A 12,638-nucleotide genomic window follows, 5' to 3' on the forward strand; every position below is an offset into this window, starting at 1 on the left:
GACAACACTTTTGTGATTAAAAACCAACCCCAGTAAGGGTTCTCAAAGCTCAAAATGGCTACGCCATTTTGAGCTTTGGTATAAAAGAATAACTAGCCTAGCAATTTTTGCTTAAGTACCTCAGCACAAGTAAAATCCAGAGCCAAAACCTGCGGCGCACGCTGTGCGTGCGCCGCAGGTTTTAGGATTGTATAAGTGCTTCTTGCAAGTTTGATGGAGGTAGGTTAGTTTTAAACTATGTCATAACTTTCAAGTATCTGAATTTTTTTGACTATTACGCTATTCCTAACTAGCAATTTCCCCTCCTCCTATGACTCATGGCTCCATTAATCCCCAAGACGCAACTGTAGTTGACGGCAGTCAACTCGAGCATTACTTAATTCTGCAAGATCCCGAAGGACAGCAGCGAATTTTACTTGATAGCAAAAGTTATGTACTGGGAAGATCGCCAGAAAATGAGATCGTCCTGCGATCGCATTCCGTATCGCGAGAACATGCGACATTAACGGGAATCTATGTATCCGAACCAATATTACAAATATTTCGGCTTACCGATGGAACTCCAGAGAAAGGAAAAAGTACAAATGGTTTAATTATTAATGGGGAACTTCGCGATTCATGGGTATTAATGCAGGGGGATGAGATTGATTTTAGTAGCAATACCAGTGCTGTTTATCGCATTGAACCTTTTTCTCCTTACGCCAATGGCAAAATAAATATTTTTCTAGATTGTTTGCATAATTTAGCCGAAAAAGAGCGTAAGTCTGGCAAATATAATGAAGCAGAACAATATCTTGAACAAATCTTAATTATTAATCAACAATTACATGGCGAATTACATCCTTATGTGGCGAATTGTTTAATAGATCTAGCAGTGGTTAACTATTCGCAAAACCTGTTTCAAAAAACCGAAAAACTACTCTTGCAAGCGATTAATATTCGCAAGAAAATATTAAATCCCGAACATCCTGATGTTGCATCATTAATGCTCGATCTAGCCGCTATTTATAATACTCAAGCCCTTTATGTAAAAGCAGGATTGATATTCTTAGAAGCTCTAGCTATTAAGGAGAAATTGCTCGGTGCTGATAATCCCGAAATTGCGGGTAACTTAGTCGATCTAGCGGCAATTTACTATTCTCAAAAGCGCTATAAAGATGTCAGGAACCTTTATAAAAAAGCTATCAAAATTTATAAGCGCTCATTTGATTCTCAACATCCAAGCATTTTGTCAGTGCAAAAGAAGTTGGCAAGTATCAATAAAAGACTGCGTCCCAAATGGCAATCTTTCAATGTGTTAATTCCCTTGTCTTTAATATTGCTATCAATAGTTATTGCCTATTCATTTTTTGCACCTAAAACAGATATTACCTGTGTCAAAATTTTAAGTGATGGTAGTGCTAAATCCATCTCTGGAGATGAGTGTCGCCAAATGATTAAGTAAATAGCTAGGCGCAAATATAAAGCCCGAAAGACCTGTAGCGCACGCGCAGCGTGCGCTACAGGTCTTTCGGTTAGTACTTAGAGATCGAGATCGCCATAATCGATATAAAGGCGCTAACCCACAGTAAAAAACATATCCTTGTTAATTTCAGAGCCTGTGCAATCTTAGATGGGGAGATCGGCTCGATGGGCTCTCCCAATAGAGGTTTCTGTTTTAGAATGCCCCGATAGTAGTTTGCGCCGCCTAGCTGTACTTGTAAAATTGCAGCATATACACATTCGCTCCAGCCTGAATTGGGGCTAGGATCTTGGTTAGCATCGCGTTGACAGATCTGCCAAACATAAACGGGCTTTCGGGAGAGTAAGGCTAGGGTGAGCACTGTTAAGCGACAGGGAAGCCATGTCAAAACATCATCGGTTTTGGCACTAAACCAGCCGAGATCGGTATAGGGAGATTCTCGGTAGCCTACCATCGAGTCAAGGGTACTAGCAGCCTTGTAAGCGATCGCTAAGGTAACTCCACCATAGTCAAATAGCATTGAACCCAGCAAAGCATAGAATAATGGTGCTGTAACCGCATCGATCGCATTTTCAGTCACCGTTTCTAGAACTGCCCGTAATATCTCTCCTTCCGAAAGATTATTAGTATCACGTCCGACATAGCGACTCAGTTCCTGTCTTGCCATATCCAGATTGTCTATTTGCAGAACTGCTAATACTGACTCGGCAGCATCTCGAAGGCTGCGTCCCGCAAAACAAGCAGCTAACAAAATACTTGAAAAAGCGATCGCCAACAGCGGCTGTACTTGTGAAAGAGCGATCGCCGTTAACCAGATCGCAATTCCACTTCCCCAAATTATACTAATCGCCAAAATCGCACCCAAGAATTTCATGACTAATGGAGTAAAAAGGGGGATTCGTTGATTACTCTGGGGATCTTCCATCATTACCCCATTAGTAAATTGGGCGATCGCCCATCCGATAACTTGGACTGGATGGAGCCAATTCACAGGATCACCGAGGAGATAGTCGAGACTCGCTGCTAAAACTAAAACTAGTATATTTACATTTAGATTTACATTTAGATAATTAAGGTGTAAATTGCTTGCGATCGCCATTATCAAAGTCAAGATTTTGGTTAAAGATGGAACATAGGATGAGTGGCGGCGCTTCGCGCCGCCACTCATCCTATACTTGATTCCTCAATAGGCTATAAGCTATAGCTGGAGCCATTCCTAATATAGCAATCTTATCAGGAATAAAAAAAGGTTCGATTTTGATTTTTAGGATGATAGTTTTTGTTTGAGTACATCGACATTGATGGCACTTAAATCAATTTGAATCTCTAAACGTTGCTTCTCGTCGCGAAAAAGCAAGACTGCATCACCATTGGGTTGAATCAGGCTGCCAAATTGGGGATCGGTGACTTGGATCTTTTGGTAAACGATTTTCGGGAGTGTGATACGGATCTGATAGTTTCTACCTGATGAAGGCAAAATATCTAGACGTTGATTAATCCGATCGAGTTGGAGATAGCCAACGGAGATATTGCGTTCGTCTGGGCTATTGGGTTTAAACCAATAGAGGGTGATACCACGAAAGCTTGGGGTCTGAATGGCAAAAGTTTCGTCAAGCGATTGTTTGCTCCAGTCGATCGCTGAGCGATCGCTATTTTCAGTTAAAGGGCGTTGTTGCCAAATAATTTCCTGCCCCGCAAGGTCTGTCCACCATTGGGCAATTAGGGCAAGGTTGGCTTCAGCATCGGGATCGGTACTGCCAAGTGTCCAAGTAATGGTTGATTCCATTAGTTTTTAAGTGCGCTTATTTGTCATTTGCGTAGAGAATAAAAGAATAGCAGATGCATTTGTGGAGATTTAAGGAAATGTTTGGAATTGGCTGGCCTGAGGTAATTGTAATTTCGCTTGTTGGGGTCGCAATTTTTGGGGCGAAACGCATCCCCGAAATTGGTCGCAGTGTCGGACAAGCTTTAAGAGGTTTTCAAGATGAAGTTAAGGGTAATGGCGAATCGGACGCATCTGGTAAGGCAGACTCTGTTAAAGACAAAGCAGGCGATCAGGTTTGATATTCGTTATTGATATTTGAATTGATGTTTGAATTGATGTTTGAATTTTCTGAGAATTTCAATATGATCTGCACCTATTGCTGTTAATTCAATGTGACGGTCTTTAGGTAAATCGTCCTCTAGATCGTCTAGATCGCCTTCATCAAGCTCTAGGTTAAAGGTTTCAGGATTTTCAAAGATATTTGTATTAGATTGCGATCGCGTTGGAACTGAGAGATTTATCCTGAGATGTTGGCGGGGAATGTTTGGTAATTTACTTGCCCATTCGATCGCGACGACCCCAAGGGGAAAATCATTACCCCGCCAATATTCTTCTAGATGAAGACTCGGTATTTGAGGTGACTCTAAGCGATAAAGATCGATGTGATAGAGCGGCAAACGACCTTCTGTATATTCGTCAATTAGGGTAAAAGTGGGGCTAGTGATTGTATTGCTAATACCAAGCGCTAGACCAAAGGCTTGCATGAAGGTAGTTTTACCACTGCCCAGATTGCCATCTAGCAACATAATTGTTCCTGCTGTGACAAGTTGGGCAAGTTGGGTCGCGATCGCTTGGGTTTTTCCAAGGTTATCTGCATAAAGATCGATCTTTAAAGTCTCAGTCATATATTCGGGTAGACTTTTGTACGTAGGTGATGATTGCCAGCGCTAATTAATTGATAAGTACCTCAGCATAATTAAATTCCCGATCTAAAACCTGCGGCGCAAGCGCAGTGTGCGCCGCAGGTTTTAGGGTTTTATATTTAATTAAGCCCACTTACTTAGTAACTAGTTAGTAGGTGTCAATTTATCCTATGTTTTGTTTTTATATTATTGAGCTAATTTCAGCAAAGTTTTTATGGATACGGATATTCTTCAGCCGCTCACTCATCTTGATCGAAGTGGTAATGCTCAGATGGTGGATGTGACGCACAAAACGCAAACAGTGAGACGAGCGATCGCAGTTTGCGAGATATCTATGAAAACAACGACCTTAGATGCAATCCAAGCAGGCAATGTCCAAAAAGGAGATGTACTAGGCACGGCAAAACTAGCAGGGATTATGGCAGCAAAGCAAACGGCAAACTTAATTCCCATGTGCCACCCTCTAAATCTCACCAGTGTGGACGTCAGGATTATGCTAGATGAAAATATTCCTGGTTATCAGATTGAGGCGGAGGTCAAAACTAAGGGCGAAACTGGCGTGGAAATGGAAGCTTTGACCGCTGCGACGATCGCTGCTCTAACCCTGTACGATATGGCAAAGTCGCTTGAAAAGACCATGATCATCTCAAATGCGAGGTTAATACATAAGAGTGGCGGCAAATCGGGGGACTTTAATGCCCCTAAAGGGGAATATTGCGATCTTTAGTCTTGAAACAAGTCCTACAACAATTATCGATCAAACGAACCACAAGTAAATTTTTGAAAGCGTTGCTTCGCAACGCTTTCAAAAATTTACTTGGTTTGGGTTTGAACGCGAAGCGCTGTAAGCCACCCGCACCAAGTGGCTACTCCCTTCCCAGTGAAGAATTAGACGTTGCGGCGCTTCGCGCCGCAACGTCTAATTCTTGGTTAGCTACCTTTAAGCAGCTTTATGCCCCGCGATCGCAATTAGTTCGCGGATTTTAACTTCAGATAATTGACTGTCGATATCTAACGATTTACTAGCGGGATCGCCTGTAACTATTGCTGAGGTATCGACAGATTGGATCGCTTTGGTAATTGTTTCGATACAACTAGCGCAACCGATGGAAGGCACTGAGAGTTTTAAAGTCATAGATTAAGCAATATGTCGAAAAAATAAGATTATTAAGTGGTTCAGCATAATTAAAATTCCGATCTAAAACCTGCGGCGCACGCTGCGCTTGCGCCGCAGGTTTTAGGGTTTTATATTTAATTAAGCCCACTTACTTATACTGCCGTACTTAAGTATTGCAATGTATTGCAATATTTAAGTACGGCAATATTTAGAATGGAAATATTTGGTAGATGATTTGGTTGTTATGCAGAATATCCTAGATCATATTCAATGCGGTGTTTTTGCCTTGACGATAGAGTCACCCCTTTACGGGTTAAGTATTAACGACCAAATTAATAACCAAATTAACGACCAAATTAACGATTCAAAATTCATACTTCGATTTGCGATCGCCAATCTTGCTTTTGTCCAGCTTGTGTGGGGCGAACTTAGTCCAGAAAAGCCCTCAAATCTCATTGGTTTGCAGCCCCATGATTGCCTACCTCAAAATTTTGTACGGCAGTTATATGTAAATATCCATCAATGCCTACAATCTCGGAAAAAGGTGGTGTATGAGGTGGAAATTGACGCGATCGCCAATCATCTGGTGTCAATTTCGCTTTCCTTGGTAATTGATAACAATCAATTGCCCCAAATCGTAGGTACTTGCCAAGATATTAGCAATTTATCCATATCTAAATCTCAAGTTGGACAGCCCAATCATCAAAAATTTAGTCATCTCGTCAACGCCATATCAGATGCTTTTGTCGTTGTTGATAGCCAAGGTATTGTGTGCTATGTCAATCAGGCTGCCGAAAATTTATTTGGTTGTCAAGCCGAAGATATTGTAGGTGAAGTCTTTGGCTTGCCAGTAGTAACGGGAGAAAGCACCAATATCGACATCCTCAATCGGGGTACGACCACCTCGGCGGAGATGCGCGTGTCGGAAACAATCGATGAAGATCGCATGGTTTATGTAGTTGCCTCCTTACGCGATGTCTCGGAGCGCAAACGGGTAGAGAGTTCGTTGCAATTGCGCGAACGAGCGATCGCGGCTAGTTCCAATGGGATAGTCATTACCGATGCCACAAAGCCCGAAAACCCAACGATTTACGTTAATCCCAGCTTTGAGAGAATTACTGGCTATAGTGCTGCGGAGGTAATTGGTCGTAACTGTCGATTTTTGCAAGGGGGCGATCGCCAACAAATCGGCATTTTGGATTTGCACCAAGCAATTCAAGAACAACGAGAATGCCATGCTGTTCTGCTTAATTATCGAAAAAATGGCACGCCGTTCTGGAACGATCTATACATTGCCCCAGTATTTAACGATCGCGGCGAACTGACCAACTATATTGGCATTCAAACCGACATTACGGAGCAGGTGAAATCGACCCAAAGATTGCTGGAAAGTGAAGAACGCTTAAGAACTGTACTGACATCAATTAAGGAAGGAATTACCTTTAGTGATGATTCAGGTTATTTCTCTATCTTTAATGATGGAATGGAAAATTTGACTGGATATACTGCTGCTGAGGCAAATGCCAGCCGTGATTTTACCAACTTCCTATATCCTGATCGCCAAGAACATGACAAGGCTTTACAACGATTGCAGCATCTGCAAGAAACAGGACAGGTGATGACTGTCGAAACTCGTATCCGTCACCGTGATGGCACATTCAAAGATGTTTTAGTTTCGACAAGACTCATGGCATACAAAGGTAAGCGTATGTATTTGAGTAGTTACTACGATATCACTGAGCGCAAAAAAGTTGAGACACAGCTACGCTATCAAAGCGAAAGGGAACGCTTATTAAATGCAATCCTCTTCAAAATTCAATGTGAGTTAAATTTAGAGCAAATTCTGGCTATCACCGTTAAAGAGGCTCAGTCTCTATTACGTATCGATCGCGTAGTTGTTTATCAGTTTCAAGAGGATGGGAGCGGTCAATTTGTCGTAGAAGCGGTGAATGATTCAGTATTATCGATTCTCGGACAAACGATTAATGACTCCAACTTTAATCAAGACTATATCCAGCAATATCAAAATCAAGTTATCTCCAGTATTAATAATGTCGATAGTGCCAATTTAAATCCCTCCTATAAAGAGCTTTTACAATGTTTTCAAGTAAAGGCAAATATTGTAGTGGCGATTTCCTTTGGGGGTATACTTTGGGGATTATTAATCGCCCATCAATGTTTTGCTCCCCGCGATTGGGAAGAATTTGAAATCGATCTGTTCAAACAGCTCGCTAACCATGTGGCGATCGCGATCCAGCAAGTCAAATTATTTGAGCGGGTGCAGGATCTCAATAAAAATCTAGAGCGTCAAGTTGCCGATCGCACTCAACAACTAGAGCAAAGTCTGAGCCAATTGGAAAGGGCTTTACTCAAAGAAAAAGAATTAAATGAACTCAAATCCCAATTTATTTCCAGAGCCTCCCATGAATTTCGTACGCCCTTAGCTACTATCCAAACTGCCAGTGATTTATTACGAAATTATGGGCATAAAATGTCTGAGGACAAAAAATTAGAACGCATTGATAAAATTCAGCGGGAAGTTAAAGGGATGACTAATCTGCTTGAAGAGGTGCTAATCATCGGTAAAACGGAATCTGGTAAGTTTGAATTACACCCAGAAGAAATTAATCTCGAAGATTTCTGTCAGGAAATAATCGAACAAGCCAAGTTAATTGGTAATGGGCGGCATCAAGTTAGATTTAATAATATTAATTTGCCATCAAGATTAACAATTGATCCTAAGTTTTTAAGACAAATTATCGCTAATTTATTATCAAATGCGATTAAATATTCTCCTAATAATAGTGATATCAATTTTACAATTTCACAAACTAAGGAACATCCACCCAAACTTTTATTAGAGTTTCAAGATCGAGGGATTGGTATTCCTATTCCAGATCAAGCGAAGGTTTTTGAACATTTTTATCGAGCTCATAATGTTGGTATGATTGTGGGAACTGGCTTAGGAATGGCAATTATTAAGAATTCAGTTGATATACTTGGTGGGACAATTCAACTTAGCAGTGTTGAGAATGAGGGGACAACTGTAAAAGTAAAACTACCTATTTCCCTAAAGGAATAAGTAAAGGAATAAGTGAAATTATGACAACGATTCTAGTCATCGAGGATGTAGAAGCTTTAAGGGAAGAGATCATGGAGACTCTATCCTACGAAGGTTTTGATGTGTTAGGAGCCGAGAATGGAGTCGTGGGCGTGCAAATGGCAAAGACCTATGTGCCGAATTTGATTATTTGTGATATTGCCATGCCAGAACTAGATGGCTATGGTACACTCACTGCGCTGCGCCAAGAATCAAAGACATCTATGATTCCCTTCATCTTTTTGACCGCGATGACGGAAAAGACTGATATGCGTCAAGCGATGCAACTAGGGGCTGATGACTACTTAACTAAGCCCTTTACATCGGCGGATTTGCTGGGGGCGATCGCTTCGCGGTTACAGAAGTACAACTCTGTGAGAGAACATTACTACGATGAGATTAAAGCTGCTGGTGCAAGGTTTGAGTACCTATCCCACCATGATGGTTTGACCCAACTTCCCAATCGGATCCTATTCTATGAGTCCTTAGCCCAAGCCATCCTCCATGCCAAAATCAACCACAAGTCCTTAGCTGTCCTGTTTCTGGACATGGATAATTTCAATATCATTAACAATACGTTGGGAACTGATATTGGCGATCAATTATTTAAGGCGATCGCCGAACGTTTAAGGCGCTATACGGCCCCCTGTGACATGGTGGCAAGGATTCAGGGAGATGAGTTTGCCATGATCATTTCTGATATTGCAGATCAAAACAGCATTAAGCAAGAGACGCAAAAAATATTAGATCTCCTAAGTCGTCCTTACAACCTGTATGGGCATGAGGTATTTATCACTAGCAGTATTGGAATTACTCTCTTCCCTGAAGATCATCAAGAGGTAGAAGGATTAATCAAAAATGCGGAATTGGCAATGTACTATGCCAAAAATCATAGTAGGAATAGTTATAAGCTCTATAGTCCCGATCTGAACGTTCAATCTTCAGAATATATGGCTCTAGCCAATAGCCTACATCGTGCGATGGATCGGAGTGAATTTCGCGTCTTTTATCAGCCCCTAATCGATCTTACATCAGGAAAAATTGTCGGAGCAGAGGCTTTAGCTCGGTGGCAACATCCCGATTTAGGCATCATTATGCCCAATAAATTTATTCCCGTTGCCGAACAAACAGGGCTGATTCTCAGATTAACTGAAGTAGTCCTCTACTCTGTTTGCGAACAAATGCGATCGTGGCGGGAGGATGGGCTTAATTATGGATATATGGCTGTCAATCTATCGGGGCAACATTTTCGACCAGAAAACAATTTGATTGAAACCATCGGTAAAATCTTGCAGGAAACGGGAACGAATCCAGAGCATTTAGAACTCGAACTGACCGAAAGCATTATCATGCAAAATGCGGAACTGACCATTCAGGTGCTATCGCATTTGCAGGCGATGGGTGTAAAGATCGCGATCGATGACTTTGGGACGGGCTATTCATCCTTAAGTTATCTCAAGCATTTTCCCGTAAATACGCTCAAAATCGATCATTGCTTCATTCAAGATATCACCACCGATCGCCATGATGCGACGATTTCCCTTGCCATTATAGAGCTAGCCCATAGTTTGTCTTTGCAGGTAGTAGCGGAAGGAGTCGAAACCGCAGAACAAATTCAATTACTAAGGCAATATGGCTGCGATCGCATCCAAGGATATTTCTTTAGTCCACCCTTGCCTGCGGCAGAATTTGAAAAAATGTTAATCGAAGGAAAATGCCTTTAGTATAGGCAAAGTGACGTAGCCCAATCACTTTACCTACATATTGCCATAAACTTTTATTGATTACGTTAACCATTTTTAATGAGTAAATCTAAACGCGCTTTAATTACTGGCATTACGGGACAAGATGGCTCCTATTTATCAGAGCTATTATTAGCAAAAGGGTATGAGGTGCATGGAATCATACGGCGATCCTCCACGATCAATACCGATCGCTTAGATCATATGTATCAAGATCCCCATCTACCAGACACGAAGCTATTTTTGCACTATGGCGATCTGACAGATGGGACTGGTCTGGGGCGGATTCTCGAATCAATTCGTCCCCATGAAGTATTTAATCTGGGCGCTCAGTCCCATGTGCGTGTAAGTTTTGACTCTCCAGAATATACCGTGGACACCGTCGGTATGGGAACCTTGCGCTTACTAGAGGCTCTCCGCGATTACCATCAACGCAATGATCGCCAGATCCGTTTTTATCAAGCTGGATCTTCAGAGATGTATGGGTTAGTTCAAGCCGTACCGCAAAATGAGGCTACCCCCTTCTATCCGCGCAGCCCCTATGCCTGCGCTAAGGTATATGCCCATTGGCAAACCGTGAATTACCGCGAGTCCTATGGCTTATTTGCTTGCAATGGCATTTTGTTTAACCATGAGTCGCCCCGTCGAGGTGAGACTTTTGTGACCCGCAAGATCACAAGGGCGATCGCCCGCATAGTGGCAGGGCAGCAAAAAAAACTGTACTTGGGAAATCTGGATTCTAAACGAGATTGGGGCTACGCCAAGGACTATGTTGAGGCGATGTGGCTAATGTTGCAGCAAGAAAAACCTGACGATTACGTAATATCCACAGGCGAAACCCATTCAGTACGGGAATTTCTGGAAGCAGCTTTTACCTATGTCAATCTCAAGTGGGAAGATTATGTAGAAATTGATCCGCGATATTTCCGTCCCGCCGAAGTTGATTTGTTACTGGGCGATTCCAGTAAAGCGAAACAGCAGCTTGGTTGGGAACCCAAAGTCACCTTTAAAGACTTGGTGGAGTTAATGGTTGATGCTGATCTTGAGGCTTTGAATTTGCCTAATCCTAAAGGTACTCATTCTCAAGATGTGGCGACATTGCGGAATGCTGGACAGCCTTCAAATTGGTAGATCAAAAGCCCTATGAATTAGGGCTTTTGATCTATTTGTACTTTAGTCAAATTAGTCAAAAATTTTTCATGCTAGAAAATCAATCAAACTTTCATTTTAAAGATCGATTCAAAAATCAAAAGATTTTAGTTACTGGTGGTGCTGGTTTTCTAGGTAAGCGGGTCATTGCCCAATTAATCGATGCAGGAGCTAATCCAGATTTGATCACTGTGCCGCGATCTCATGAGCTTGATTTGCGATCGCTGGCTAATTGTGAAAAAGTAGTGCAGGATCAGGATTTGATCGTTCATCTTGCTGCCCATGTCGGTGGTATTGGGCTAAACCGTGAAAAACCCGCCGAACTTTTTTATGACAATCTCATGATGGGTGTGCAGTTAATTCATGCGGCTTATCAAGCAATGGTGAAAAAATTTGTTTGTGTGGGCACAATTTGCGCCTATCCCAACCACACACCTGTACCTTTTAAAGAGAACGATCTCTGGAATGGCTATCCTGAATATACCAATGCGCCCTATGGCATAGCCAAAAAAGCCTTGCTGGTACAATTGCAGTCCTATCGCCAGCAATATGGATTTAATGGCATTTACCTTTTACCCGTTAATCTATATGGACCTGAAGATAATTTCGATCCTCGCAGTTCCCATGTAATCCCAGCCCTAATTCGGAAAGTTTATGAAGCTCAGCAAAAAGGCGATCGCCAGATTCTAGTATGGGGGGATGGCTCACCAACAAGAGAATTCATTTATTCCGACGATGCGGCGCGAGCGATCGTGATGGCATCGGCAAATTATAACGATTCAGAACCTGTCAATATTGGTACGGGTTTAGAAATATCTATTAAGGATCTAATCCATCTAATTTGTGAATTAATGGGATATGAAGGGGAAATCCTTTGGGAAACTGATAAGCCCAATGGTCAGCCCCGCCGCTGTCTTGATGTCGAAAGAGCAAAAACAGCCTTTGGATTTAGTGCCGCTGTGAATTTTCAGGAAGGATTGCATAGGACGATCGCTTGGTATCGACAACAGGCTGCTTGAGCATTCTGTGGGGCGATCGCCAAATCAACAAAAAAATTTTTGATTTTATGGATTGTAAAGCTTGCATATGTACCAAGCTTTGGTATGATTAGAATCCGCACAGCGAAACAAACAACTTTTGCAAAGTTAATCAAACATTTTGTACTGGTTATTGTGAAGCTAAGCGAGGAGAGATGGCCGAGTGGTTGAAGGCGCAGCACTGGAAATGCTGTTTAGGGGTAACTTTAACGAGGGTTCGAATCCCTCTCTCTCCGTCAAAAAATAAGTTTCTAAAAGCCCAGAAGAGGTTAGCGTCCGCTAACCTCTTCTGGGCTTTTAGAGAGTCATTTATAAGTAGTTCGCAATAATTAAAAACCAAAGA

Annotated in this window: 11 protein-coding genes and 1 tRNA gene; 8 read left to right on the plus strand and 4 right to left on the minus strand. The window is 41.9% G+C overall.

The window, feature by feature from the left end; translation table 11 throughout:
• Nucleotides 1-310: 310 nt before the first annotated feature.
• A complete protein-coding gene (locus PSE7429_RS16625) occupies nucleotides 311-1,444 on the plus strand; it encodes a tetratricopeptide repeat protein (protein ID WP_009628441.1) in 1,134 nt (377 codons plus the stop codon).
• Between the two features lie 70 nt (nucleotides 1,445-1,514).
• On the opposite strand, the gene cbiB is transcribed toward PSE7429_RS16625, so the two are convergent.
• A complete protein-coding gene (cbiB, locus tag PSE7429_RS16630; RefSeq protein WP_009628442.1) occupies nucleotides 1,515-2,561 on the minus strand; it encodes an adenosylcobinamide-phosphate synthase CbiB in 1,047 nt (348 codons plus the stop codon).
• Nucleotides 2,562-2,726: 165 nt separating this feature from the next.
• Entirely contained in the window at nucleotides 2,727-3,248 is a 522-nt protein-coding gene (locus PSE7429_RS16635; protein ID WP_009628443.1) for a hypothetical protein, read from the minus strand.
• A 53-nt stretch (nucleotides 3,249-3,301) separates the two neighbouring features.
• Between PSE7429_RS16635 and tatA the strand changes: the two genes are divergently transcribed.
• Nucleotides 3,302-3,526, plus strand: a complete 225-nt coding sequence (gene tatA, locus PSE7429_RS16640) for a twin-arginine translocase TatA/TatE family subunit (protein ID WP_233424375.1) — start codon at nucleotides 3,302-3,304, stop codon at nucleotides 3,524-3,526.
• A gap of 6 nt (nucleotides 3,527-3,532) precedes the next feature.
• Here the strand turns inward: tatA and tsaE are convergent, their stop codons facing one another.
• Complete coding sequence (tsaE, locus tag PSE7429_RS16645) at nucleotides 3,533-4,132, minus strand: tRNA (adenosine(37)-N6)-threonylcarbamoyltransferase complex ATPase subunit type 1 TsaE (RefSeq protein WP_009628445.1); 600 nt, start codon at nucleotides 4,130-4,132, stop codon at nucleotides 3,533-3,535.
• Nucleotides 4,133-4,364: 232 nt separating this feature from the next.
• On the opposite strand from tsaE, the gene moaC reads away from it, so the two are divergent.
• On the plus strand, nucleotides 4,365-4,877 hold the full coding sequence (gene moaC / locus PSE7429_RS16650) for a cyclic pyranopterin monophosphate synthase MoaC (protein WP_009628446.1): 513 nt from the start codon (nucleotides 4,365-4,367) through the stop codon (nucleotides 4,875-4,877).
• 213 nt (nucleotides 4,878-5,090) lie between these two features.
• Here moaC and PSE7429_RS16655 read toward each other — a convergent pair whose 3' ends face one another.
• Complete coding sequence (locus tag PSE7429_RS16655; RefSeq protein ID WP_009628447.1) at nucleotides 5,091-5,285, minus strand: heavy-metal-associated domain-containing protein; 195 nt, start codon at nucleotides 5,283-5,285, stop codon at nucleotides 5,091-5,093.
• A gap of 226 nt (nucleotides 5,286-5,511) precedes the next feature.
• Here PSE7429_RS16655 and PSE7429_RS16660 point away from each other — a divergent pair, with 226 nt between their 5' ends.
• From PSE7429_RS16660 to PSE7429_RS16680, 5 genes are all read left to right on the plus strand, one after another.
• Nucleotides 5,512-8,349 carry a sensor histidine kinase gene (locus PSE7429_RS16660; RefSeq protein WP_009628448.1) on the plus strand — a complete coding sequence of 946 codons (2,838 nt, stop codon included), beginning with the start codon at nucleotides 5,512-5,514 and terminating at the stop codon, nucleotides 8,347-8,349.
• 20 nt (nucleotides 8,350-8,369) lie between these two features.
• The gene (locus PSE7429_RS16665) at nucleotides 8,370-10,091 is read left to right on the plus strand and encodes an EAL domain-containing response regulator (protein WP_009628449.1); all 1,722 of its coding nucleotides are present in this window, start codon (nucleotides 8,370-8,372) and stop codon (nucleotides 10,089-10,091) included.
• Between the two features lie 78 nt (nucleotides 10,092-10,169).
• A complete protein-coding gene (gmd, locus tag PSE7429_RS16670; RefSeq protein ID WP_009628450.1) occupies nucleotides 10,170-11,240 on the plus strand; it encodes a GDP-mannose 4,6-dehydratase in 1,071 nt (356 codons plus the stop codon).
• Nucleotides 11,241-11,308: 68 nt separating this feature from the next.
• Nucleotides 11,309-12,277: a GDP-L-fucose synthase family protein gene (locus tag PSE7429_RS16675; RefSeq protein WP_009628451.1), complete on the plus strand. Its 969-nt coding sequence runs from the start codon at nucleotides 11,309-11,311 to the stop codon at nucleotides 12,275-12,277.
• A gap of 167 nt (nucleotides 12,278-12,444) precedes the next feature.
• Nucleotides 12,445-12,531 (plus strand) — tRNA-Ser (locus tag PSE7429_RS16680).
• Nucleotides 12,532-12,638 lie beyond the last annotated feature (107 nt).

This window comes from Pseudanabaena biceps PCC 7429, assembly GCF_000332215.1.
In the GTDB taxonomy this organism is placed as follows: Bacteria; Cyanobacteriota; Cyanobacteriia; order Pseudanabaenales; family Pseudanabaenaceae; genus Pseudanabaena; species Pseudanabaena biceps.